This is a genomic window from Piscinibacter sp., from assembly GCF_047600445.1.
In the GTDB taxonomy this organism is placed as follows: domain Bacteria; phylum Pseudomonadota; class Gammaproteobacteria; order Burkholderiales; family Burkholderiaceae_C; genus Piscinibacter.
On the sequence record NZ_JASGKT010000002.1, the window covers coordinates 703,409 to 727,384 of the forward strand.

The following is a 23,976-nucleotide window of genomic DNA, read 5'->3' on the forward strand; positions in this document are numbered from 1 at the left end:
GTCCGCTGGAGGGGCGGGCGGGCTTCGCCCGGCCCGCCCGGTTCGTCCGACTTTCCTTGCCATGATTCGACGTCTGGTTCTCTGCTGGCTGCTGCTGTGCTCGTCGTGCGCGGCGTTCGCCCTCACGCCCGAGCAGGCGCGCGGCATCGCCGTCGGCGACGGCGACGAGCGCATCGCCGCGCTGAACCGGGCGGCGGGCGAGGGCGCCGAGGGCCTGGAGGCCTTCGTGCAGGCCCTGCTCGCCGACGAGGTCAAGGTGGCCGGCGAAGCGGTCTTCATCGTGCAGGGCGACAAGGCGGTGGACGCCGCCAGCGGCGCGCCGGCCACGCTGCCGGCCGATGCCGACGACGTGGTCAACAACAACCGCGTGCGCGGCGCGCTGCAGGCGGCGCTGGCCTCGCTGCACCTGTTCTCGCCCGATGTCGCGGTGCGGCGCGCGGCGGTGACGGAGCTGATGGGCCAGTCGTTGGACGAATCGCAGCTTGTGCTGCTCGACAAGGCCGTCGCCGCCGAGAGCGACGCGGCGCTGAAGGATTCGCTGGCGCGCATGCGCGCGGCGATCCTGGTGGCCTCGCCCGACAAGGCGCGGCGCCTCGAGGCCATCGCCGAACTGGCGCGCAGCGGGCAGGGCGCGGTGGCGAGCCTGCTGCAGGAGCGCCTCGCCCCCGACGCGGAGCTTGATGCGCAGGTGCGCGCCGCGCTGGCCGGCGCGCTGGCCGAGGTGAAGTCGCGCCTGGCCTGGGGCGAGCGGCTGGGCGTGCTGTTCACCGGTGCGAGCCTGGGCTCCATCCTGCTGCTCGCGGCGCTGGGCCTGGCGATCACCTACGGCCTGATGGGCGTCATCAACATGGCGCACGGCGAGCTGCTGATGATCGGCGCCTACGCCACCTACGTGGTGCAGAACCTGTTCCGCCAGTACCTGCCGGGCGCGTTCGACTGGTACATCGCGGCGGCGATACCGGCGTCCTTCCTCGCCGCGGCGCTGGTCGGCGCGGCGATGGAGCGCAGCGTGATCCGCTGGCTCTACGGCCGCCCGCTCGAGACGCTGCTGGCCACCTGGGGCATCAGCCTGGTGCTGATGCAGGCGGTGCGCTCGTTTTTCGGCGCGCAGAACGTGCCGGTGGAGAACCCGGCCTGGCTGTCCGGCGGCGTGGCCGTGATGGGCAACCTGACGCTGCCGTGGAACCGCATCGCGATCATCGCCTTCGCCGCGCTGGTGCTGGCGGCGGTGGCGCTGCTGATCGCGCGCACGCGGCTGGGCCTGTTCGTGCGCGGCGTGACGCAGAACCGCCGCATGGCCGCCTGCGTCGGCGTCGACACCGCGCGTGTCGACACGCTGGCCTTCGCGCTCGGCGCCGGGCTGGCCGGGCTGGGCGGCTGCGCGCTGTCGCAGGTGGGCAACGTCGGGCCCGATCTCGGCCAGGGCTACATCGTCGACAGCTTCCTCGTCGTCGTGCTCGGCGGCGTCGGCCAGCTCGCCGGCACCGTCTACGCCGCGCTCGGCCTGGGCGTGCTGAACAAGTTCCTGGAAGGCTGGGCCGGCGCGGTGCTGGCCAAGATCATGGTGCTGGTGTTCATCGTGGTGTTCATCCAGAAGCGGCCGCAGGGCATCTTCGCGATGAAGGGCAGGAGCGCCGAGGCATGATCCCGCGCCGCTGGTTCGCCGTCATCGTCGCGCTGTTCGCCGTCGCCGTGCTCGCGCCGGTGCTCAACCTCGTCGTGCCGCCCGGCAGCGTGTTCCACATGAGCGACTTCGCCGTCGCGCTGGTCGGCAAGATCATGTGCTACGCGATCTGCGCGCTGGCGATGGACCTGATCTGGGGCTACACCGGCATCCTCTCGCTCGGCCACGGCCTGTTCTTCGCGCTCGGCGGCTACGCGATGGGCATGTACCTGATGCGCCAGATCGGCCGCGACGGCCAGTACCGCGCCGACATGCCCGACTTCATGGTGTTCCTGAACTGGAAGGAATTCCCCTGGCACTGGGCCTTCAGCGACAGCTTCGTCTTCCAGATGGCGATGGTGGTGCTGGTGCCGGGGCTGCTGGCCTTCGTGTTCGGCTTCTTCGCGTTCCGCTCGCGCATCAAGGGCGTGTATTTCTCGATCATCACGCAGGCGATGACCTACGCGGCGATGCTGCTGTTCTTCCGCAACGAGACCGGCTTCGGCGGCAACAACGGCTTCACCGACTTCAAGCGCATCCTCGGCATCCCGATCGCCACGCCCGGCACGCGCATGGCGCTGTTCGTGATCACCGGGCTGGTGCTGATCGGCTTCTACCTGCTGGCGCGCTGGCTGGTGGCCAGCAAGTTCGGCCGCGTGCTGATGGCGATCCGCGACGCCGAGAGCCGCGTGATGTTCACCGGCTACGACCCGATCCGCTACAAGCTGACGATCTGGGTGATCTCGGCGGTGATGTGCGGCATCGCCGGCGCCCTGTACGTGCCGCAGGTGGGCATCATCAACCCGGGCGAGATGAGCCCGGCCGCGTCGATCGAGATGGCGATCTGGGCCGCCGTGGGCGGGCGCGGCACGCTGGTCGGGCCCATCGTCGGCGCCTTCGTCGTCAACGGCGGCAAGAGCGTGTTCACGCAGCACTTCCCCGAGTTCTGGCTCTACGTGCTGGGCGCCTTGTTCATCGCGGTGACGCTGTTCCTGCCGCGCGGCATCGTCGGGCTGTTCCGGAAGGAGCCGCGCTCATGACCCCCGAGCTGATGAAGGCCGGCGCGAAGACCCGCGCGGAACATGGCGGCGCGAGCTACGGCCGCGTCGTCACGCCGGGCGAGGTGGACACCGCGCACGGCGCGATCCTCTACCTCGACGACATCACGGTGAGCTTCGACGGCTTCAAGGCGCTCAACGCGCTGAGCCTGGCGATAGACGCCGGCGAGCTGCGCTGCATCATCGGCCCGAACGGCGCCGGCAAGACGACGATGATGGACGTCATCACCGGCAAGACGCGGCCGGACGCCGGCCGTGCCTTCTTCGGCTCGACCATCGACCTGCTGCGCCTGCGCGAGAACCAGATCGCCACCATCGGCATCGGCCGCAAGTTCCAGAAGCCGACGGTGTTCGAGCACCTGTCGGTGTTCGAGAACCTCGAGCTGGCGCTGAAGACCGACCACGGCGTGCGCGCCTCGATGTTCTTCCGCCTCGGCGGCGCGCAGCTCGACCGCATCGGCGAGGTGCTGGCGCTGATCCACCTGAAGGACAGCGCCCAACGCAGCGCCGGGCTGCTCAGCCACGGCCAGAAGCAGTGGCTGGAGATCGGCATGCTGCTGATGCAGGACCCCAAGCTGCTGCTGCTCGACGAGCCGGTGGCCGGCATGACCGACGACGAGACCGAGCGCACCGCCGAGCTGTTCCTCTCGCTCGAAGGCAACCACTCGCTGGTGGTGGTGGAGCACGACATGAAGTTCATCGCCGCGCTGACGCAGGGCCGCGCGGACAAGAAGGTCACCGTGCTGCACGAGGGCAGCGTGCTCGCCGAAGGCCCGCTGAAGAGCGTGCAGGCGAACGACAAGGTCGTCGAGGTCTACCTGGGCCGCTGAGCCGGCACACGCCATGCTGAAGGTCGAAGGCATCAACCAGTACTACGGCGGCTCGCACATCCTGCGCAACCTCGCCTTCGAGGCGAAGGCCGGCGAGGTGAGCGTGGTGCTCGGCCGCAACGGCGTCGGCAAGACCACGCTGCTGAAGGCGCTGATGGGCGTGGTGCCGGTGAAGACCGGCAGCGTCCGCCTGGACGGCCAGGACATCACGCGCGACACGCCCTACCAGCGCGCCCGCAAAGGCATAGGCTACGTGCCGCAGGGCCGCGAGATCTTCGGCCGCCTGACGGTGGAGGAGAACCTGCGCATGGGCCTGGCCAGCCGGCCCGGCGGCACGGCGATTCCGGCCGAGCTGTTCGAGCTGTTCCCGGTGTTGAAGCAGATGCTGCAGCGGCGCGGCGGCGACCTCTCCGGCGGCCAGCAGCAGCAGCTCGCCATCGCGCGCGCGCTCGCGGCCGGGCCCAAGCTGCTGGTCCTCGACGAGCCGACCGAGGGCATCCAGCCCTCGATCATCAAGGACATCGGCCGCGTGATCCGCATGCTGGCCGATCGCGGCACGATGGCCATCGTGCTGGTGGAGCAGTACTACGACTTCGCCGCCGAACTCGCCGACCAGTACCTGCTGATGGAGCGCGGCGAGATCGTGCAGCGTGGCCGCGGCGCGGCGATGGACGCCGAGGGCGTGCGCGACCGCATGGCGATCTGAGCGGGCCGGCGCGGCCGGGCTCGATCAGAATGCGCGCCATGATCACCGTCCACCACCTCAACGATTCGCGCTCGCAGCGCGTGCTGTGGCTGCTCGAGGAGCTGCGCCTGCCCTACGAGATCCGCCACTACCAGCGCGACGCCAGGACGATGCTCGCGCCGCCCGAGCTGCGCGCGGTGCACCCGCTGGGCAAGTCGCCGGTGATCACCGACGGCGACACGACGGTGGCCGAGTCGGGCGCGATCGTCGAATACCTCGTCGACCGCGCCGGCGGCGCGCTGCGCCCGGCGCCGGACACGCCCGAGTTCCTGCGCTACCGCTACTGGCTGCACTTCGCCGAGGGCTCGGCGATGCCGCCGCTGCTGCTCAAGCTGGTGTTCGACAAGGTGAAGAGCGCACCGATGCCGTTCTTCGCCAAGCCGATCGCGCGCGGCATCGCGGCCAAGGTGATGGCGGGCTTCGTCACGCCCAACCTCGAACGGCAGCTCGACTTCATGGAAGCGGAACTGGCGCAGCGCCCGTGGTTCGCCGGCGACGAGTTCAGCGCGGCGGACATCCAGATGAGCTTCGCGGTCGAGGCCGCGGCGCAGCGCGCCGGCCTGAACACGAGCCGGCCCCAACTGATGGACTGGCTCGCGCGCATCCACGCGCGGCCGGGCTACCGCAAGGCGCTGGAGCGCGGCGGGCCGTACGGCTTCGCGGACTGAGGCGTCGGCCCGGCGCCGCCTCAGGTCGTCCAGATGCGCGGCGGCGCCGCGCCCAGCGCCCAGGCCTGCGCGCGCCATGCGTCGCGCACCGCCTTGAAGAGATCCATCAGCGGCTCGACGCGCGGCGCGAGCGCGCGCAGCAGCACCACGGCGTCGTTGGGCGCGGTGGCGCCGGCCTGGCGCGCCAGCGCGTGGTCGGCGCAGGCGGCCCGCGCGGCGTCCAGCAGCGCGTCGCGCCGCGCCGGCGCCAGCGGCGTGCCGGCGGCGAACCACAGCGTGCCCAGCACACGCTGGCCGGCCAGGCCGAGCGGCGAGTCGAGCAGCAGCGTGTCGTCGGCGGCGATCACGCCGCGCTCCAGCCAGCGGCCGGCGACTTCGAGCTGCTGGCGGTAGCGGCCGCGCTCGAAGGGCTGACCGGCGGCCGGCAGGCCGAGCGCGAGCACGTCCCAGCCGAGCATCTCGGCGCCCGGGGCGAGGTCGAAGCGCAGCCGGTTCTCGCCCTCGCAGCCGCTGTAGGCCAGGGTTTCCAGCGGCAGCCATTCGAGCCGCGCGCCGGCGGCCAGGCGCGCGTCCACCCGCTGCAAGGCGCGCTCGCCGCCGCTGCGGTAGAAGCGCGCCGCGCCGGGGCTGGTGACCAGCGCATGGGCCTGTTCGCCGAGCGCGAGCGAAATGGTCAGCGTGTCGCCGCCGACCATGCCGCCGGGCGGATGCACCAGCACGTGGTGGCAGATGCCGGGGCCTTCGGGGTACAGGCGCTGCAGCACGCGCAGCGGGCCGTCGTGGCGGTCGTGGGCGAGCGTGGTGTCGCCGTCGCGGCGGTAGTCGAGTTCGAGTCGGCCGTGCCAGCCCATGCGCGAGAGGAGGAAGTGAGCCGGCAGTGTAGCCAGGGCCGGCGCGGGGCTGGCGCGGCTTCAGGCGGGTGCAGCCGCCTCCGGCCGGCGCTGGCGCACGCGCACGATCACGTCGACCTCGTCCAGCGTCAGCCCGGCGGGCAGCTCGGGCAGGCCGTCGAGGCGCACCGCCAGGCTCGGCAGGTCGCTGACCTCGCCGGTGTCGACGTTGTACAGGTGGTGGTGCGGCGCGACGTTGGAGTCGTACACCGTCGCCGCGCCGGCGATCGGCAGCTCCTTCAGCAGCCCGCGCCGCACGAACAGTTGCAGCACGCTGTAGACGGTGGCGCGCGAGATCGGCGGCAGCAGCTCGCGCGCGGCGCGCAGCACCTGCTCGGCCGTCATGTGGCGCGGCTCGCGCAGCAGCACGCCGGCCACCGCCATGCGCTGCAGCGTGGGCAGCACGCCGGCAGTGCGCAGGCGCTGGTGCAGGGTGCGGGTGTCGTCGCTCAGCATGGTGTTCTGCGCGTGCGGCGGCGCCCGCCGTGGCGGGCGCCGGCCGCCGGACTCACTTGAACGGGCTGGGCCGCGGCGTCGCGTCGCTCGACGGCGGCAGCACCGGCAGCGTGAAGCTGGGCTGGTCGCCGGTCAGCGTCTTCAGGAAGGCGACGATCTTGGCGTTCTCGTCCTTCGTGAAGTTCTTGCCGAGCTGCAGCCGGCCCATCGTGTCCACCGCCTGCGTCAGCGTGTTGGCCGCGCCGTCGTGGAAGTACGGGTAGGTCAGCTCGACGTTGCGCAGCGTCGGCACCTTGAAGCTGAAGCGGTCGATGTCCTTGCCGGTCACCGCGCTGCGGCCCTCGGCCGGGCTGGTGGCCTTGTAGGCCTGCACGATGCCCATCTTCTGGAACGAGTTGCCGCCCACCGCCGGGCCGTTGTGGCAGGCCACGCAGCCGCTTTCCTTGAAGAGCTTGTAGCCGGCCTGCTCGTCGCCGGTCAGCGCGTCCTTCTTGCCGAGCAGCCACTGGTCGAAGCGCGAGTTCGGCGTCACCAGGGTCTTCTCGAACTCGGCGATCGCCAGCGTCACCTGCTCGATGTCGATCTTGTCCTTGCCGAACACCTGCTTGAATTCGCGCTGGTAGGTCGGGATGGACTCGAGGATGCCGATGGCCAGCGTGTGGCTGAAGGCCATCTCGCCGGGGTTGGCGATCGGGCCACCGGCCTGCGCCTTCAGGTCGGCGGCGCGGCCGTCCCAGAACTGCGCGACGTTCAGGCTGGAGTTCAGCACCGTCGGGGCGTTGATCGGGCCCTGCTGCCACTTGTCGCCGATGGAGGTCGGGATGTTGTCGGTGCCGCCCATCGACAGGTTGTGGCACGAGTTGCACGAGATGAAGCCCGACTTGGACAGGCGCGGGTCGAAGTACAGCTTCTTGCCCAGCTCGACCATGCCGAGGTTCACTTGCTGGGGCGGCACGATGGGCTGGATCGGCTCCTGGCTCTGCGCCATGGCGGCGCTCAGGCCCAGCAGCGATGCCACGGCGGCGAAGGCCAGCGGCGCGAGACGGGTCAACATGTTCACTCCTCGTTCCATCCGCGGGGTTCGAGTGCGCGGCCGGATGGAAGGAGCCGCTCACCGCGCCGATCTGGACTGAATCCAGACCATGGCGTCATTCCAGCGGCTTGCGGGGAAACCCGCATTGCATTGAGTCAAGGTGACGCGGCTCCGGCCCTCCCGGCGGCAGCCATCGAAACAAACCTTGATCGGGCGCAAACCCTCGCCGGCAAAGCGGCAAGACGGGATCTCAGGCGAGGGCGCCGCGCCGGTAGTCGCTCGGCGGCAGCCCGAGGTGGGCGCGGAACACGCGGCTGAAGTGCGCCATGTTGGAGAAGCCGAAGTCGAAGGCGATCTCGGTGATGGAGCGGTGCGCCTGGGCGCGGTCGTCCAGGCAGCGGCGGCAGCCTTCCAGGCGGCGGCGCAGGATGTAGCCGGCCACGCCGTCGGGCTCTTCGGCGAAGGCGTTGTAGAGCTGGCGGCGGCTGCAGTTCAGCGCCAGCGCGATGGCGTCGACGCTCAGGCCCGGGTCGCCGAGGCGCTCGCCCACGTGCTGCTTGATGCGCTCGCGCAGCGCCTCGCGCTGCGTGACCGCCGTGCCGATGCCGGCGAGGTCGAGCATGGCGAGCTGCACGAGCTGGGTGATCGCGTCGCCCACGCCGCGCGCGGCGCTCTCCGACATGCCGGGCAGCTCGCGGTAGGCGTTGCGCATGGTCTCCAGCGCGATGCGCGCGACGCCGCCGCTGCCGCCCAGGCGGCGCGCCATCAGCGCGTCGAGCGAGATGCCGCGCTCGACCAGCCGGTCCTTGGGCAGCATCACGATCAGGTGCTCCACGCGCACCGGGTTGGCCACGGCGTAGCTGTCGGTGGTGTCGTAGATGCTCCACTGGTCGGGCGTCACCCAGGCCTCGCGGCCCTTCTGCTCGACGCCGGCGCAGCCCACCCAGGGCGCGACGATCTTCAGGTAGCCGACGTCCGAGTGCCGCACCAGCGAGGCCGAGCGCATCACGCGGTGGCGGTTCGCCTCCAGCCGCGTCAGCACCACGTCGCCGGCATGCACGGTGGCGATGCGGGCGTCGAAGTCGCCGTCGCCGTAGAGGTCGGAATCCAGCCCGTGGAAGAGACGGTGCAGCCAGTCGGCCCAGAACCCCGGCCGCTCGGCGGCGGAGACCTGGTCGGTGCTCATCGCGCTGACGGCCGGACTGCTCATGGGGCGCGAGCGTAGCGGCCCCGCCCCGGCCCCTCAAGCGCCGCGGCGGGCGCATCGGGAAAGCCCTAGGCGGCGTGCACGGATCGTCAATCCGCGCTGCACGGCCGGCAAAGCCGCGCGGCGCGCGGCCGCGAAGAATGCGCCCACAACTCCAGGAGACAGACCATGAGCACCCGCCGCACCGTCGTCCAGGCCCTGGCCGCCGCGCCCGCCGCGCTGGCCTTCCCCTCGCTCGCGCTGGCCCAGACCGGGCCGGTGCGCATCGGCTACGCGATGCCGCGCACCGGCGCGATGGCCGGCGGCGCGCAGGTGAGCCAGGAGCCCAACTTCATCATGTGGGCCGAGCAGCACAACGCCGCCGGCGGGCTGAACGTGAAGGGCGTGCGCCGCCCCATCGAGCTGATGGGCTACGACGACCGCAGCGAGGTCGAGACCACGGTGCGCACCTACGAGAAGCTGATGGGCAGCGACAAGGTCGACCTGGTGCTCGCGCCCTACGGCTCGAACTACAACTTCGCCGTCGCGCCGCTGGCCAACCGCTTCGGCTACCCGCTGGTGGCGCCGTCGGCGCTGTCGCGCAAGCTGATCGACATGCGGCTGCCGTACTTCTTCTCGATGCTGCAGCAGCCCGACCAGATGATGGGCGCGCTGATCGACCTGCTGGTGGCGCAGGGCGTCAAGTCGGTGGCCATCCTCTACATGGACGACCTGTTCGGCCTGGAGAACTTCGCCGCGCTGAACGCGGCGCTGAAGAAGACGAGCATCCAGGTGGTCGAGCGCAAGGGCTACCCGCTCGGCGTGAAGGACCTGTCGCCGGTGCTGCGCACCATCAAGGACCAGAACCCCGACGCCTTCATCGGCATCACCTACCCGCCCGACACCATCCTGGCGAGCAAGCAGTCCAAGGAGATCGGCTTCAACCCGAAGTTCTTCTACGCCGCGGTGGGCGTGGCCTTCCCGCTGTACAAGAACGTGATGGGCGCCGGCGTCGACGGCGTGCTCGGCATGGGCTCGTGGAACCCCAAGACCAGCCCGGCCGCCAAGGCCTACTTCGACGCGCACGTCAAGCGCTGGCAGAAGGAGCCCGACCGCTGGGCCAGCGGCCACTGCTGGGCCGGGCTGGAGATCCTCGCCGACGCGGTGGCCAAGGTGGGCCTGGACCGCAAGGCGATCCGCGACCACATCGCCGGCAACACGCACGACACGATCATCGGCAAGGTGAAGTTCAGCGGCAGCGAGATCTCGGTGCCGGGCTCGGTGGGGCAGTGGCAGGGCGGCGACTTCGAGGTGGTGTGGCCGCAGGGCATGGCGACGGCGGCGCTGCACCCGGCCAAGCCGGCCTGGAAGTGAGCTTCGGCGCCTGGCTCGAACTGATCGCCTCCGGCCTGATCACCGGGGGCGTGTACGCGCTCATCGCGCTCGGGCTGAACCTGCAGTACGGGCTGATGCGCATCCTCAACATCGCGCACGGCGAATTCCTGATGCTCGGCGCCTTCGCCACCTGGCTGGCGCAGACCGCGTTGGGCATCTCGCCGCTGCTGATGGCGCCGATCGCCTTCGCGCTGCTGATGGCGCTCGGCCTGGCGATCCACCGCCTCGCGTTCCGGCGCCTGGCGGCGACCTCGGCGAACGTCGACCTGTTCGAGGCGCGCGCGCTGATGGTCAGCTTCGGGCTGATGTTCCTGGTGCAGAACTTCGCCGCGCTGGTGTGGGGCGGCGAGCTGCGCGGCTACGACTACCTGACCGAGCCGGTAGCCGTGGGCGGCGCGCAGTTCGCCGGCAACAAGCTGGTGCTGCTGGGCGCCGCGCTGCTGGCCAGCGCGGCGCTGATCGCGCTGCTGCGGCGCACGCTGCTCGGCAAGGGCGTGCGCGCGCTGATGCAGTCGCCCACCGGCGCGCAGCTCGTCGGCATCGACACCGAGCGGCTGCACCCGCTGATGTTCGGCGTCGGCCTGGGGCTGTCGGGCCTGGCGGGCAGCCTGCTGTCGATGAGCTACGCCATCTCGCCCTCGATCGGCGAGCCCTACACGGTGACGGCGCTGATCGTCATCACGCTGGGCGGCTTCGGCAGCATGACCGGCAGCCTCGTGGCCGCGCTGGCGCTGGGCGTGATCGAGGCGCTGGGCATGCACTTCACCAGCCCGTCGCTGAAGCCGCTGCTGTCCTACGGCGTGTTCATCGCCGTGCTGCTGTGGAAGCCGAACGGCCTGTTCAAGCGATGACGACGACCACGACCGCGCGCGACGCGCTGCTGCTGTTCGCCCTGGCCGGCTGGGCGCTGGCGCTGCCGCACTACGGTAGCGACTTCGCCGTCTCGATGGCGCTGACCTGCCTGATGTACGTGGCGCTGTCGTCGAGCTGGAGCCTGTTCTGCGGCAGCACGCGCTACATGTCGCTGGCCACCTCGGCCTTCTTCGGCGCGGGCGCCTACGCCGGCGCGCTGACGATAGAGCAACTGCCCTGGCTGGCGGTGATCGTGCTGGGCGCCGCCGTGGCGGCGGCGCTCGCGCTGCTGATGGGCGGCGCGGTGCTGCACCTGCGCGGCACCTATTTCGCGGTGCTGACCTTCGGCATGACGGAGCTGATCCGCCACGCCGTGACCTACGCCGAGAAGCAGCTCGCCGGCACCGTGGGGCGCGTGCTCGCGGTGGCGCCCGAGCGCGACACCATCTACCTCACCGTGCTGGCGCTGGCCGTGCTCGCGGTGGCCACCGCCATCGTCGTGCGGCGCAGCCGCTTCGGCCTCGCGCTGCTGGGCATCGGCGCCGACGAGCAGCGCGCGCAGACGCTGGGCGTGAACACGCGGCACGTGAAGATCGCCGGCTTCGCGCTGACGGCGGCGTTCGCCGGCGCGGTGGGCGCGGCGATGAGCGTGCGCTGGACCTACATCGACCCGGCCACCGTCTTCAACCCCTTCATCGGCTTCCAGACCGTGCTGATCGCGCTGATCGGCGGCGCCGCCACGCTGTGGGGGCCGCTGCTCGCCGCGGTGGTGTTCAGCCTGCTGGCCGAGACGCTGCGCCTGCAGCTCCCGCAGCTCTACATGATGACGCTCGGGCTGCTGCTGATCCTGTGCGTGCTGTACCTGCCCGGCGGGCTGGCCTCGCTGCGCCCCGGCGCCTGGCGCAGGAAGGCGGCGCGATGAACGGCCACCCGCTGCTCGAAGCCCGCGGCGTGACGGTGCGCTTCGGCGGCCTGACGGCGGTCGACGGCGTCAGCGCCGCCTTCGCGCCCGGCGAGCTGGTCGGCATCATCGGGCCGAACGGCGCGGGCAAGACCACCTTCTTCAACGCGCTGTCGGGCGTGCTCGAGCCGAGCGCGGGCGAGCTCTACGCCGCCGGCGCGCGGCTCACCGGCGCCCGGCCGCACCGCTTCGCGCAGCAGGGCATCGCGCGCACCTTCCAGACGCCGCGTGTGTTCGCCGAGCTGAGCGTGGCGGCCAACATCGACTTCGGGCTGCAGTTCGCCGGCCGGCGCCGCACGGCGTCGTGGCTGCTGAAGGACGAGGCGAGCATCCTCGAGCTGATCGGCCTGGCGGTGCAGGCCGCGCTGCCCGCCGCGGCGATCACGCCCAGCCAGCAGCGCCTGCTGGAGATCGGCATGGCGCTGGCCACGCGCCCGAAGCTGCTGCTGCTCGACGAGGTGGCCGCCGGCCTGACCGAGAACGAGATCGAGGCCATGGCCCGGCTCGTCCGCCGTCTGCGCGACGAGCTGGACCTCACCGTGATCTGGATCGAGCACGCCGTGACCACGCTGCTGCGCCACGTCGAGCGCGTGCTGGTGCTGCACCAGGGCCGCAAGATCGCCGACGGCACGCCGGCCGAGGTGGTGCGCAACGCCGAGGTGGTGGAGGCCTACCTCGGCGACGAGATGGTCGAGGCCGCATGAAAGCCGCGCACCTGAGGATCGAGGGCCTGTCGGCCGGCTACGGCGCCTTCCTGGTGCTGCGCGAACTGACGCTCGAAGCGCGCCCCGGCCTGACCGTCATCCTCGGCCCGAACGGCGCGGGCAAGACCACGCTGCTGAAGGCCGTCGCCGGGCTGATCCCGCGCGGCGGCGCGGTGCGGCTCGACGGCGAGGAGATCGCTCGCGGCGCCAAGACCTCGGCCATCGTCGAGCGCGGCGTCGCGCTGGTGGCCGAGGGGCGGCAGCTCTTCGCGCAGATGACGGTGACCGAGAACCTCGAACTCGGCAGCTGGCTGCTCGGCAAGGACGAGCGCGCGAGAAGGCTCGAACAGGCCTTCGCCGACTTCCCCAAGCTGCGCGAACGCGCCCAGCAGCTCGCCGGCACGATGAGCGGCGGCGAGCAGCAAATGGTGGCGGTGGCGCGCGCGATGATGAGCGCGCCGCGCCTGCTGATGCTCGACGAGCCCTCGCTCGGCCTCGCGCCCCGGATGGTCGACGAACTGCTCGCCATCGCGCGCCGCATCGCCGACGCCGGCACCACCGTGCTGATGGTCGAGCAGAACGTGCGCAAGGCGCTGGCCGTGGCCGACCGCGGCTACGTGCTCGAACGCGGCCGCCTCGTCGCCAGCGGGCCGGCCTTCCTGCTGGCGCGCTCCAGCGTCGTCCGCCACGCCTATCTCGGCCAGGGCTCGGCCCCGACCGCATCTCAAGCAGCCCACAAGGAGCACACCATGTCCGACCTGTCCATGCTGATCAACGGCCTGGCCGTCACGGCCGAGAACGGCGCCACCTTCGAGCGCCGCAACCCGCTCGACGGCTCCGTCGCCACGCGCGCGCCGGCGGCCAGCGAGGCCGACGTGGTGGCCGCCGTGGAGGCCGCCGCCGAAGCCTTCAAGACCTGGAGCCAGACCGGCCCCGGCGAGCGCCGCGCGCTGCTGTTGAAGGCCGCCGAGGCGCTCGAGGCGAAGACGCCCGCCTTCTGCGAGGCCGTGCCGGCCGAGACCGGCGGCACCGCGATGTGGGCCGGCTTCAACGTGATGCTGGCCGCCGGCATGCTGCGCGAGGCGGCGGCGCTGACGACGCAGGTGGGCGGCGAGGTGATCCCGTCCGACGTGCCGGGCTCGCTGGCGATGGGCGTGCGCCAGCCGGCCGGCGTGGTGCTGGGCATCGCGCCATGGAACGCGCCCGTCATCCTCGGCGTGCGCGCCATCGCCACGCCGCTGGCCTGCGGCAACACGGTGGTCTTCAAGGGCAGCGAGAACTGCCCGCGCACCCACCAGCTCATCGTCGAGGCGATGCAGGATGCCGGCTTCCCGGCGGGCGTGGTCAACTACGTCACCAACGCGCCGGCCGACGCCGGCAAGGTGGTGGAGGCGATGGTGGCGCACCCGGCGGTGCGGCGCGTGAACTTCACCGGCAGCACGCGCGTGGGCAGGCTGATCGCGCTGACCTGCGCCAAGTACCTCAAGCCGGTGGTGCTGGAGCTGGGCGGCAAGGCGCCGCTGGTGATCCTGGACGACGCCGACATCGACGACGCCGTCAACGCCGCGGCCTTCGGCTGCTTCGCCAACTCGGGGCAGATCTGCATGTCGACCGAGCGCCTGATCGTCGACGAGAAGGTCGCCGACGCCTTCGCCGACAAGTTCGCCGCCAAGGCGGGCTCGTTGCCGCTGGGCGACCCGCGCAAGCCCGAGCCGGTGGTGCTGGGCTCGGTGGTGGGCATGGGCACGGTGGAGCATTGCAACGCGCTGATCGACGACGCGCTGGCCAAGGGCGCGCGGCTGCTGTGCGGCGGCAAGGCGAAGGACACGCTGATGCCGGCGACGGTGCTGGATCGCGTGACGCGCGCGATGCGCATCTACCACGAGGAGACCTTCGGCCCGGTGAAGTGCATCGTGCGCGTCAAGGGCGTGGACGCCGCGGTGGACTGCGCCAACGACAACGAATACGGCCTGTCGGCCGCCGTGTTCGGGCGCGACATCGCACGCGCGCTGAACGTGGCGCGGCGCATCGAGTCGGGCATCTGCCACGTCAACGCGCCCACGGTGCACGACGAGGCGCAGATGCCCTTCGGCGGCGTGAAGGCCTCGGGCCTCGGGCGCTTCGGCGGCAAGGCCGGTATCGCCGAGTTCACCGACCTGCGCTGGATCACGGTGCAGACGGCGCCGCGGCACTATCCGTTCTGAGCTCAGTGCCCCTGCGACCCCCGGTGCGCCCACGCCGTGGTGCGCTTCTCGATCACCGAGAACAGCTCGTACATCAGCATCGCCATCAGGCCCACGACCACCAGTCCGGAGAACGCCAGCCCCATCTGCATCGAGCTGCCGGCCGAGATCAGCAGGTAGCCGATGCCCTCGTTGCTGGCGGTCATCTCCGAGACCGTGGTGCCGACGAAGGCCAGCGTGATCGCCACCTTCAGCGAGCCGTAGAAGTAGGGCAGCGAGCGCGGCAGGCCGACCTTCATCAGCACGTCCCAGCGCTTCGCGCCGAGCACGCGCAGCACGTCTTCCAGCTCGGGCTCCAGCGTCGCCAGCCCGGTGGCGATGTTGACCATGATAGGGAAGAAGCTGATCAGGAAGGCGGTCAGCACCGCCGGGCCGACGCCGATGCCGAACCACACCACCAGGATGGGCACGAAGGCCGCCTTGGGCAGCGCGTTGAAGCCGGTCATCAGCGGGTACATCGCGTCGTAGGCCAGGCGCGAGCTGCCCATCAGGAAACCCAGCAGCACGCCGACGACGATGGCCAGCGCGAAGCCGAGCATCGTCACCCAGAAGGTGCGCCAGGCGTGGCCGAGGATGGTGGCGCGGTGCTCCCAGGTCTGCTCGGCGATGCGCCACGGGCTGGGGAAGATGAACTCGCTGACCTCGAAGGCGGAGCAGGCCAGTTGCCACAGCAGCACCGTGGCGGCCAGCAGCAGCAGCGGCGCCGCGCGTTCGATGGGCGACTTCACGGCGCCGCCTCCGCGACGCCGCCCGCCGGCTTGCGCATCGCGCCGATGTGGCCGCGCAGCTCGTGCACGATGTCGGTGAAGCGCGCGGTGTAGGTGATCTCCAGGTCGCGCGGGCGCGGCAGCTCGATCTCGCGGCGCACGACGAAGCGGCCCGGGCTGCGGCTCATCACGTAGACGGTGTCGGCGAGGAACACGCTCTCGCGCAGGTCGTGCGTGACGAGGATGACGTTGAACTTGCGCGCCGCCTGCAGGTCGCGCAGCGCGCACCACAGCTCCTCGCGCGTGAAGGCGTCGAGCGCGCCGAAGGGCTCGTCGAGCAGCAGCATCTTCGGCTCGTGGATCAGCGCGCGGCAGATGCTGGCGCGCTGCTGCATGCCGCCGGAGAGCTGCCAGGGGAACTTGTCCTCGTAGCCCGCCAGGCCGACCGAGGCGAGCAGCGCGCGCGCCTTGGCGGCGTACTCGGCGCGCTTGCCGCGCAACGCCGAGCGGTACGGCTCGACGATCTCCAGCGGCAGCAGCACGTTGTCCAGCGTGGTGCGCCAGGGCAGCAGGCTGGGCGCCTGGAAGGCCATGCCGGTGATCTTCAGCGGCCCGCTGACCTGCTGGCCGCCGATGATCACCGTGCCGCGGCTGGGCCGCTTCAGCCCGGTGGCGAGCTTCATGAAGGTGCTCTTGCCGCAGCCCGAGGGCCCGACGATGGCGATGAACTCGCCTTCGCTCACCTTCAGGTCGATCGCCTCGACGGCGAACTGCCCCTTCGCGAGCAGTTCGTCGTTGTAGGCGAGCCAGACGTCGTGAAAGTCGACGAACGCGTTCATGTCCGCCCCTCGGCCGCCGGGTACGTCGGCCGATCCCCTGAGGGGATGCTCGCTTGCTTGGGGCGGCCCGGCGCGGCGCTCGCGCTCATTTCTTGAAGATGTTGCGCTCGGCGGCGCCGGGCAGGTACGCGCCGCTCCACACCGCCGCCGCGTTGACGCGCTCCTTGGTCGCGAAGGCGTCCGACACCTGGCTGGCCATCAGCGCGAGGCGCGAGGCATCGACCTCGCCGAAGCCCTCGGCCTTGGCGTCCGGCGTCAGCACGGTCTGCTCGAGCGCGAGCTTGAGGCGGCGCAGCTCGAGATCGGCGTTGGCGATGCCGTCGCGCGCCTTGACCTCGGCCACCGCGGCCTTCGGGTCGGCGATCACGTCCTTGACGCCCTTGGTGAAGGCGCGCAGGAAGGCTTTCACCGCTTCCGGGTTCTTCTTGAGGAAGTCCTCGCCGGCGATGATCACGTTGCCGTACAGCTTCACGCCGTGCCGCGCGTAGGGCAGCATGACGATGTCCTCGGTCTTCACGCCGCGCGCCTCCAGGTTGAGCAGCGAGGTGAACGAGAAGCCGGTGATCGCGTCGATGTCGCCGCGCACCAGCATGGTCTCGCGCAGCGGCGGGTCCATCGCGGTCCAGGCCACGTCCTTGACCGCGTTGGCCTTGGCGAAGATCGGCCAGGCGCGCCGCCCGGCGTCGAACACCGGCGCGCCGAGCTTCTTGCCGCTCAGGTCGGCCGGCGTCCTGATGCCGCTCTTCTTCAGCGCCAGCACCGCGGCCGGCGTGTTGTTGTAGACCATCATCACGGCCACCGGCTTGTTCGGCGCCGTCGGGTTGTTGGCGTGGAACTCCATCAGCGCCGCCAGGTCGGCGAAGCCCATGTCGTAGGTGCCCGAGGCCACGCGCGTGACCGTGCCGCCCGAGCCGTTGCCGGCGTCGACGCTGACCGACAGCTTCTCGGCCTTGTAGTAGCCCTTGGCGGCCGGCACGAGGAAGAGCGCGGCCGGGCCCTCGAAGCGCCAGTCGAGCTGGAACTTGATCGGCGTGTCCTGCGCCCGCGCGGGCAGGGCGGGCAGCAGGCCGAGCAGCGCGGCGAACAGGGGCGCCGCGAGCAGGGTCAGGCGGCGGGCGGCGATGGGCGTCGAGGGCATGGGCGGCTCCGGATCGGTGACGAGCCGGTCCGGATCGCAAGAAGCGTGCGCGGCCGTCCATGCCCGCGCCGGTGCGCGATGCACCGGCGGGGGTCGCGGCGCCTCAGGAGAGCAGGTCGAACAGCGTGCGCGCCACCACCTTGGTGGCGCGGCGCAGGTCGTCGAGCACGATGTGCTCGTCGGCGCGCTTGGCGTTGCTCTCCAGCACGGTGCGCGGGCCGGCGCCGTAGATCACCGCCGGGATGCCGTGCTCGCAGTACAGGCGCACGTCGGTGTACAGCGGCGTGCCCGAGGTCGGGATGGGCTCGCCGAACACCGCCTCGCCGTGTTTCTGAAGCGCCTGCACCAGCGGCTGGTTGCCCGGCAGCGGCGTCAGCGCGCGCGCCAGCAGCATGCGCTTGATCTCCACCGTCACGCCCGGCACCTGCCGGGCGGCGTCTTCGATCACGCGGCGGATCGTCGCTTCCACCTCGGCCGGGTTCTCCTCGGGGATCATGCGGCGGTCGAGCTTCAGCACCACCTTGCCCGGCACCACGTTGGTGTTGGTGCCGCCCTGGATCAGCCCGACGTTCAGGTAGGGGTGCTTGATGCCCTCGACCTTCGAGCTGATCTGCTTGTACAGCGTGTTCTGCGCGTACAGCGCGTTGAGGATGGCGGTGGCGCCCCGCAGCGCGTCGACGCCGGTGTCGGGAATCGCCGCGTGCGCCATGCGGCCGTGCACCGTCACCTCCATCTGCAGGCAGCCGTTGTGCGCCGTCACCACCTGGTAGCTGAAGCCGGCGGCGATCAGCAGGTCGGGCTTCGTGTAGCCCTTGTCCAGCAGCCAGCCGGGGCCGAGCTCGCCACCGAATTCCTCGTCGTAGGTGAAGTGCAGCTCGACGCCGCCCTTCAGCGGCGCGCCCAGCGATTCGAGCGCGCGCGTGGCGAAGACGTAGGTCGAGAAGTCGCACTTGCTCACCGCCGCGGCGCGGCCGTAGAGCCGGCCGTCGTGCACCTCGCCGCCGTAGGGCGGGTGCGTCCAGCCCTCGCCGGGCGGCACCACGTCGCCGTGGGCGTTCAGGGCCACGGTTCTTCCTTCGCCGTAGCGGCGGCGCACGATCAGGTTGGTGATGCTCTCCAGGCCCGCGGCCTTCACCTGCTCGGCGGGCACCGGGAACTTCTCGGCCTCGAAGCCGAAGCCCTTCAGCAGCTCGGCGGTGCGCTCGGCGTGCGGCGCGTTGTTGCCCGGCGGCGTGTCGGTGGGCACCTGCACCAGCGCCTGCAGCGTGCGCACCTGCTCGTCGAAGTGGGCGTCGATCCAGGCGTCGAGTTTTTGATAGGCAGTCATGAGAGTTCTTCGTTGAGTTGATCGAGCAGATGCCGGAAGGCGCGCACGCTCAGGTCGGCGTCGTCGTTGGTGCTCGATTCGAGCGGGTTGTGGCTGATGCCGGCGTTCAGCCCGCGCACGAACAGCATCGCCTGCGGCATCACCTCGTGCAGCTTCATCGCGTCGTGGCCGGCGCCGCTGGGCATGCGAAAGACCGGCAGGCCCAGCGACTCGACGGCGCGCTCCCAGCGTTTTTGCCACGCGGGCGCGCTGGGCGCGGCGGCGGCACGCATGGTCTCCTCGGCCTGGTAGGCGAGGCCGCGGCGTTCGCAGATCGCCGCCAGTTCGGCCAGCACGTCGCCGGCCAGCGCGTCGCGCGCCGCGTCGGTGGTGGCGCGCAGGTCGAGGCTGAAGCGGCAGCGCCCGGGCACGACGTTGATCGAGCCGTTGGGCACGTCCAGCATGCCGATGGTGCCGACCACCTCGGGCACGCCGGCCGCGCGCCTTTCCACGTACAGCGCCAGTTCGGCCACCGCCACGGCGGCGTCGCGGCGCCGGTCCATCGGCGTGGTGCCGGCGTGGCTGGCCATGCCGCGCACCTCGCAGGCGTAGCGCACGCTGCCGTTGATCGAGCTGACCACGCCCAGCGGCAGGTCGAGTTCGTTGAGCACCGGCCCCTGCTCGATGTGCACCTCGACGAAGCCGAGGTAGCGCGACGGGTCGCGCCGCTCGGCGTGGATCGCCTCCAGCGTGGCCGGCAGGCCGGCGGCGCGCATCGCTTCGCGCATCGTGATGCCGTCGGCGTCGCGCTGCTCCAGCCAGGCGGGGTCGAAATCGCCCGTCACCGAGCCCGAGCCCAGGAAGGTGGCCTTGTAGCGCTGGCCTTCCTCCTCGGCGAAGCCGATCACCTCGATGCCGAAGGGCAGGCGGCGCCCGGCGCGGTGCAACTCGCGGACCGCCACCAGCGGCACGAAGATGCCCAGCCGCCCGTCGTACTTGCCGCCGTTGCGCACGGTGTCGTAGTGGCTGCCGGTGAGCAGGCGTTTGGCCGCCGCATCGCTGCCGTGGTAGACGCCGACGACGTTGCCCACCGCGTCGACGCGCACCTCGTCGAAGCCGCAGTCGTGCATCCAGCGCCGCAACTGCGCCTGGCAGGCCAGGTGCGCATCGGTCAGATAGGTGACGGTCAACTGGCCCAGCTCGGCGTAGCCGGGGTCGGTGTGGCGCGCGAGGATCTCGGCGCAGTCCCACACCTGGTTGCCCAGCACCGGCTCGAAGCCGAACTTGTCGGCCAGGCGCATCTCGGCGATGCGGTGGATGTTGCGCAGGCACTCGGCGAACTCGAAGTCGGGGTGGTTGGCGAGCCGGCGCGCGAAGGTGTCGATGATCTCGGCGCGCGCCAGCCCCACGCCGCGCGGCCCGCGCACCGCGAGGATGAAGGGCCAGCCGAACCTGGCGTTGTAGTCGGCGTTGAGCCGCTGGATGCGCGCGAACTCCTCGGCCGAGCAGTGCGTCAGGCCGGAGGCCGTCTGCTCGTGCGTCGACTCGGCGGTCAGCGCCTTCGCCACCATCGCCTTGCCGGCCAGTTCGGGGTGGGCGCGGATCAGCGCGAGCTGCGCGTCGCGGCCGCCCTCGGCCAGCGCCTCCACCAGCGCGCGTTTCAACTGCGCCAGCGAGACGAACGGCCGGCGCCGCAGCGCGCGCTCGGCGATCCACGGCGAGTGTTCGTACAGGCCGTCGAGCAGCCGCGCCGCCTCGTCGGGCGTGGCGGCGTTGAGTTGGTCCAGTGTGGTCGTCATGCGGTGGCCTCGCAGGGGTGCACCTGTTTCCAGTGGCGCGCGATGTCGATGCGGCGGCACACCCAGACGCGGTCGTGGCGCTCGACGTGGTCGAGGAAGCGTTGCAGCCCGCGCAGCCGCCCCGGCCGGCCGAGCAGCCGGCAGTGCATGCCGATGCTGAGCATCTTCGGCGCCTCCTCGCCCTCGGCGTAGAGCACGTCGAAGGCGTCGCGCAGGTAGGTGAAGAAGTCCTCGCCCTGGGTGAAGCCCTGCGGCAGCGAGAAGCGCATGTCGTTGGTGTCCATCGTGTAGGGCACCACCAGGTGCGGCACCGTGCTGCCGTCGCTGCGCGTGACGCGGGTCCAGAACGGCAGGTCGTCGCCGTAGTAGTCGCTGTCGTACTCGAAGCCGCCGAAGTCGGCGACGAGGCGGCGCGTGTTCGGGCTGTCGCGGCCGGTGTACCAGCCCAGCGGGCGTTCGCCGGTGAGCTTGCGGATGGTCTCCACGCCGAGGCGCATGTGCTCGCGCTCCTGCGCTTCCGGCATGGTCTGGTAGTGGATCCAGCGCCAGCCGTGGCAGGCGATCTCGTGGCCGGCCTCGACGAAGGCGCGCGTCAGCTCGGGGTGGCGCTCCAGCGCCATCGAGACGCCGAACACGGTCAGCGGCAGGCCGCGCTTGTCGAACTCGCGCAGCAGCCGCCACACGCCGGCGCGCGAGCCGTATTCGTAGATCGACTCCATGCTCATGTGCCGGTCGGGGTAGGCGATCGGGTTGAACATCTCGGAGAGGAACTGCTCGCTGCCGGCGTCGCCGTGCAGCACGCAGTTCTCGCTGCCCTCCTCGTAGTTCAGCACGAACTGCAGCGCGATGCGCGCGTTGCCGGGCCAGCGCGCGTGCGGCGGCGTGCGGCCGTAGCCGACCAGGTCTCGGGGGTAGGAGGAAGTCATGGTGCGTAGGGTCTCAGGGCGTCGGAGAGGTCGGGCGTGCGCGGAGCCAGGCGCAGGTTGTGCTCGACGTTGTGCAGGTGCGCGTCCATCAGCTCGACGGCGCGGCGCGCGTCGCGCGCGGCCAGCGCCTCGACGATGGCCACGTGCTCGGCGAACGAATGCTCCGCCGAATGCGAGGACTGGTACATCAGCGCGATCAGCGACGAGCGCGTGACCAGGTCGGCCAGCAGCTCGGCCAGCACCTCGTTGCCCAGCATGCGCGCGATGACGACGTGGAAGTCGGCCAGCAGCCGCGTGCGGCCCGGAACGTCGGTGCGCTGCACCGCGGCCTGCTCGTCGCGCAGGTGCCGGCGCAGTTCGGCGAGCTGCGCGGCGGACAGGGCGCCGGCGGCCTGCCGGATCATCGCCGTCTCGAGCAGCCGGCGCACCTCGAACACCTGGCGCGCCTCGGCGATGCCCGGCTCGGCGACGCGCGCGCCGCGCGCCGGCTCCAGCGTGACGAGCTTGTCGCGGCTGAGCTGGTTGAGCGCCTGGCGCACCAGCGTGCGCGAGACCTGGAAGATGTCGGCGATCTTCTGCTCGGCCAGCTTGGTGCCCGGCATCAGGCGGCGCTCGACGATGGCCGCGGTGATCGACTCGACGATGCGCTGCGTGCTGGTGCCGGCATCGGCGCCGGCACGCGGCCTGCTTGCCTTCGCACGCGGGCGGACGATGGGCAGGGTGGGGCGAGTGCGCGGCATCGCGTGGGGCGTCGGGTTGCTGCTGTGATTTGCCGGTCAAAGTGTATACACTTTTGACGACGCCGCAACCGAACCCTGCCAAGGAAAGGACTTTCATGGGCCAACTCACCACCCACGTGCTCGACACGGCCAACGGCTGCCCCGCGGCCGGCATGGCGGTGCGGCTGTACCGCCTCGGCGCCGACGGCGCGGCCACCGAGCTGAAGCGCGTCACGCTCAACCACGACGGCCGCGCCGACGCGCCGCTGCTGCAGGGCGAGGCCTTCCAGCCCGGGCGCTACCGGCTCGTGTTCGGCGTGGCGGCCTACTTCCGCGCGCGCGGCGCGGCGCTGGCCGAGCCGCCGTTCCTCGACGAGGTGCCGCTCGACTTCGGCCTCGCCACGGCCGGCGCGCACTACCACGTGCCGCTGCTGGCCAGCCCGTGGTCGTATTCCACCTACCGCGGGAGCTGAGCCGGCTCGGGGAAAGCGCGGAGCGCATCGCGTACCGGGCTGTATACAATCGGACCGCGTCGCCGCGGAGCCCGGCCCCTGCCGCCGGTTGCGACACTTCCGCCTCACAGAGCCCGCTGTGGTGAGGCCGCGCACAGGCGCGCTTCTTGCGCGGCCGGTGCCGAAAGGAAGTGGCCGCGCATGGAAGCGTATGTTCTCGACTGGGTCAACCTGCTGCTGCGCTGGGCCCACGTCATCGTCGCGATCGCCTGGATCGGCTCGTCGTTCTACTTCGTCTTCCTCGACAACAGCCTGACCAAACCGACGGCGCCCGACCTGGTCGCCAAGGGTGTCGACGGCGAACTGTGGGCGGTGCACGGCGGCGGCTTCTACCACCCGCAGAAATACATGGTGGCGCCCAAGGCGCTGCCGCCCAACCTGCACTGGTTCTACTGGGAGAGCTACTCCACCTGGCTGACCGGCTTCGCGCTGTTCACGGTGCTGTACCTCTACCAGGCCGGCACCTTCCTGATCGACAGGAACCTGTTCGCGTGGTCGCCGGCCGGCGCGATCGCCGCGGCGCTGGCTTTCCTCGCGGTGTTCTGGCTGGTCTACGACGGCATCTGCCGCGTCTTCGGCCAGCGCGAGGGTGGCGACCGCATCGTCGGCATCGGCGTCACGGTCGCCGTGGTGGTCGCCTCGTGGCTCGCCTGCCAGTTGTTCGCCGGGCGCGCCGCCTTCCTGCTGGTGGGCGCGATGATGGCCACGGCGATGAGCGCCAACGTGTTCTTCTGGATCATTCCGGGGCAGCGCACCGTGATGGCGCAGATGAAGGCCGGCCAGCCGGTCGATCCGGTGCACGGCCAGCGCGCCAAGCAGCGCAGCGTGCACAACACCTACTTCACGCTGCCGGTGCTGATCGCGATGCTCAGCAACCACTACGGCTTCCTCTACGGCGCGAAACACAACTGGCTGGTGCTGGTGGCGATCATGCTGGCCGGCGCGCTGATCCGCCATTCCTTCGTGGCGCGCCACAAGGCGCTGGTGGCGGGCAAGCGCGTGCCCTGGGAGTTCGCCGCGGCCGGCACCGCGCTGATCGTCGCGCTGGCCGCCTGGCTGGCGCCGGCACCCGCCGCGAAGAGCGCCGGCGCGCCGCCGCCGAGCTTCGCGCAGGTGCGCGCGGTGATCGCCGAGCGCTGCGCGATGTGCCACAACGAGCAGGTCAACAGCAAGGGCATCCTGCTCCACACGCCCGAGCTGATCGCGAAGAACGCCCAGGCGCTGTACCAGCAGGCGGTGGTGCTCAAGACCATGCCGCTGAACAACGCCACGCAGATCAGCGACGCGGAACGATCCTTGCTCGGGAGGTGGTTCGAGGCCGGCGCGCCCTCGAACTGAGTCGGCGC

General features: G+C 71.0%; 23 protein-coding genes and 1 pseudogene. 13 read left to right on the forward strand and 11 right to left on the reverse strand.

The genetic code is table 11. The annotated features are described in order from the left end of the window. The first annotated feature begins 61 nt into the window (after window positions 1–61). The 5 genes from urtB to QM792_RS07355 are packed head-to-tail and all read left to right on the forward strand — an operon-like array spanning window position 62 to window position 4,964. Window positions 62–1,645: an urea ABC transporter permease subunit UrtB gene (gene urtB / locus QM792_RS07335; protein WP_415148831.1), complete on the forward strand. Its 1,584-nt coding sequence runs from the start codon at window positions 62–64 to the stop codon at window positions 1,643–1,645. Further along, entirely contained in the window at window positions 1,642–2,703 is a 1,062-nt protein-coding gene (gene urtC / locus QM792_RS07340) for an urea ABC transporter permease subunit UrtC (protein ID WP_415148833.1), read from the forward strand. Before urtB ends, urtC begins: the two co-directional genes overlap by 4 nt. Next, on the forward strand, window positions 2,700–3,551 hold the full coding sequence (gene urtD / locus QM792_RS07345; protein WP_415148835.1) for an urea ABC transporter ATP-binding protein UrtD: 852 nt from the start codon (window positions 2,700–2,702) through the stop codon (window positions 3,549–3,551). The genes urtC and urtD overlap by 4 nt, the downstream gene beginning before the upstream one ends. A gap of 13 nt (window positions 3,552–3,564) precedes the next feature. Continuing rightward, window positions 3,565–4,257, forward strand: coding sequence for an urea ABC transporter ATP-binding subunit UrtE (urtE, locus tag QM792_RS07350; protein WP_415148837.1), 693 nt, complete (start codon window positions 3,565–3,567; stop codon window positions 4,255–4,257). 38 nt (window positions 4,258–4,295) lie between these two features. Then, window positions 4,296–4,964 carry a glutathione S-transferase gene (locus QM792_RS07355; protein ID WP_415148839.1) on the forward strand — a complete coding sequence of 223 codons (669 nt, stop codon included), beginning with the start codon at window positions 4,296–4,298 and terminating at the stop codon, window positions 4,962–4,964. 20 nt (window positions 4,965–4,984) lie between these two features. Here QM792_RS07355 and QM792_RS07360 read toward each other — a convergent pair whose 3' ends face one another. The 4 genes from QM792_RS07360 to QM792_RS07375 form a co-directional block, all read right to left on the reverse strand. After that, window positions 4,985–5,815, reverse strand: a complete 831-nt coding sequence (locus tag QM792_RS07360; protein ID WP_415148840.1) for an urease accessory protein UreD — start codon at window positions 5,813–5,815, stop codon at window positions 4,985–4,987. 60 nt (window positions 5,816–5,875) lie between these two features. Next, the gene (locus QM792_RS07365) at window positions 5,876–6,310 is read right to left on the reverse strand and encodes a Fur family transcriptional regulator (RefSeq protein WP_415148842.1); all 435 of its coding nucleotides are present in this window, start codon (window positions 6,308–6,310) and stop codon (window positions 5,876–5,878) included. A 52-nt stretch (window positions 6,311–6,362) separates the two neighbouring features. Continuing rightward, window positions 6,363–7,364: a cytochrome-c peroxidase gene (locus QM792_RS07370; protein ID WP_415148843.1), complete on the reverse strand. Its 1,002-nt coding sequence runs from the start codon at window positions 7,362–7,364 to the stop codon at window positions 6,363–6,365. Between the two features lie 229 nt (window positions 7,365–7,593). Next, on the reverse strand, window positions 7,594–8,553 hold the full coding sequence (locus tag QM792_RS07375; RefSeq protein WP_415148845.1) for a helix-turn-helix domain-containing protein: 960 nt from the start codon (window positions 8,551–8,553) through the stop codon (window positions 7,594–7,596). Window positions 8,554–8,718: 165 nt separating this feature from the next. On the opposite strand from QM792_RS07375, the gene QM792_RS07380 reads away from it, so the two are divergent. The 6 genes and pseudogenes from QM792_RS07380 to QM792_RS07405 all read left to right on the forward strand — a co-directional run bounded on the left by QM792_RS07380 (window position 8,719) and on the right by QM792_RS07405 (window position 14,645). Then, a complete protein-coding gene (locus QM792_RS07380; protein WP_415148847.1) occupies window positions 8,719–9,903 on the forward strand; it encodes an amino acid ABC transporter substrate-binding protein in 1,185 nt (394 codons plus the stop codon). Next, window positions 9,900–10,775 carry a branched-chain amino acid ABC transporter permease gene (locus tag QM792_RS07385; RefSeq protein WP_415148848.1) on the forward strand — a complete coding sequence of 292 codons (876 nt, stop codon included), beginning with the start codon at window positions 9,900–9,902 and terminating at the stop codon, window positions 10,773–10,775. Before QM792_RS07380 ends, QM792_RS07385 begins: the two co-directional genes overlap by 4 nt. Continuing rightward, window positions 10,772–11,698, forward strand: coding sequence for a branched-chain amino acid ABC transporter permease (locus QM792_RS07390; RefSeq protein ID WP_415148849.1), 927 nt, complete (start codon window positions 10,772–10,774; stop codon window positions 11,696–11,698). The genes QM792_RS07385 and QM792_RS07390 overlap by 4 nt, the downstream gene beginning before the upstream one ends. Beyond that, the gene (locus tag QM792_RS07395; protein WP_415148851.1) at window positions 11,695–12,441 is read left to right on the forward strand and encodes an ABC transporter ATP-binding protein; all 747 of its coding nucleotides are present in this window, start codon (window positions 11,695–11,697) and stop codon (window positions 12,439–12,441) included. Before QM792_RS07390 ends, QM792_RS07395 begins: the two co-directional genes overlap by 4 nt. Next, window positions 12,438–12,917, forward strand: a pseudogene (locus QM792_RS07400) (ABC transporter ATP-binding protein); the annotation flags it as partial. The gene QM792_RS07395 and the pseudogene QM792_RS07400, both read left to right, overlap by 4 nt. A gap of 273 nt (window positions 12,918–13,190) precedes the next feature. Further along, complete coding sequence (locus QM792_RS07405) at window positions 13,191–14,645, forward strand: aldehyde dehydrogenase (protein WP_415151598.1); 1,455 nt, start codon at window positions 13,191–13,193, stop codon at window positions 14,643–14,645. A 2-nt stretch (window positions 14,646–14,647) separates the two neighbouring features. Here QM792_RS07405 and QM792_RS07410 read toward each other — a convergent pair whose 3' ends face one another. The 7 genes from QM792_RS07410 to QM792_RS07440 all read right to left on the reverse strand — a co-directional run bounded on the left by QM792_RS07410 (window position 14,648) and on the right by QM792_RS07440 (window position 22,139). Then, entirely contained in the window at window positions 14,648–15,412 is a 765-nt protein-coding gene (locus QM792_RS07410; RefSeq protein WP_415148852.1) for an ABC transporter permease, read from the reverse strand. Then, window positions 15,409–16,230, reverse strand: a complete 822-nt coding sequence (locus QM792_RS07415; protein WP_415148854.1) for an ABC transporter ATP-binding protein — start codon at window positions 16,228–16,230, stop codon at window positions 15,409–15,411. Before QM792_RS07415 ends, QM792_RS07410 begins: the two co-directional genes overlap by 4 nt. An 85-nt stretch (window positions 16,231–16,315) precedes the next feature. Further along, entirely contained in the window at window positions 16,316–17,368 is a 1,053-nt protein-coding gene (locus tag QM792_RS07420; protein ID WP_415148856.1) for an ABC transporter substrate-binding protein, read from the reverse strand. Between the two features lie 103 nt (window positions 17,369–17,471). Then, window positions 17,472–18,695 carry a M20 family metallopeptidase gene (locus QM792_RS07425; RefSeq protein WP_415148857.1) on the reverse strand — a complete coding sequence of 408 codons (1,224 nt, stop codon included), beginning with the start codon at window positions 18,693–18,695 and terminating at the stop codon, window positions 17,472–17,474. After that, the gene (uraD, locus tag QM792_RS07430; RefSeq protein WP_415148858.1) at window positions 18,692–20,473 is read right to left on the reverse strand and encodes a 2-oxo-4-hydroxy-4-carboxy-5-ureidoimidazoline decarboxylase; all 1,782 of its coding nucleotides are present in this window, start codon (window positions 20,471–20,473) and stop codon (window positions 18,692–18,694) included. The genes QM792_RS07425 and uraD overlap by 4 nt, the downstream gene beginning before the upstream one ends. Continuing rightward, entirely contained in the window at window positions 20,470–21,399 is a 930-nt protein-coding gene (puuE, locus tag QM792_RS07435; protein WP_415148859.1) for an allantoinase PuuE, read from the reverse strand. Before puuE ends, uraD begins: the two co-directional genes overlap by 4 nt. After that, the gene (locus QM792_RS07440) at window positions 21,396–22,139 is read right to left on the reverse strand and encodes a GntR family transcriptional regulator (RefSeq protein WP_415148861.1); all 744 of its coding nucleotides are present in this window, start codon (window positions 22,137–22,139) and stop codon (window positions 21,396–21,398) included. The genes puuE and QM792_RS07440 overlap by 4 nt, the downstream gene beginning before the upstream one ends. A 95-nt stretch (window positions 22,140–22,234) precedes the next feature. Between QM792_RS07440 and uraH the strand changes: the two genes are divergently transcribed. Together uraH and QM792_RS07450 are read left to right on the forward strand one after the other, a co-directional pair. After that, complete coding sequence (gene uraH, locus QM792_RS07445; protein ID WP_415148863.1) at window positions 22,235–22,591, forward strand: hydroxyisourate hydrolase; 357 nt, start codon at window positions 22,235–22,237, stop codon at window positions 22,589–22,591. Window positions 22,592–22,771: 180 nt separating this feature from the next. Next, window positions 22,772–23,968, forward strand: coding sequence for a urate hydroxylase PuuD (locus QM792_RS07450; RefSeq protein ID WP_415148864.1), 1,197 nt, complete (start codon window positions 22,772–22,774; stop codon window positions 23,966–23,968). Window positions 23,969–23,976: the final 8 nt, after the last annotated feature.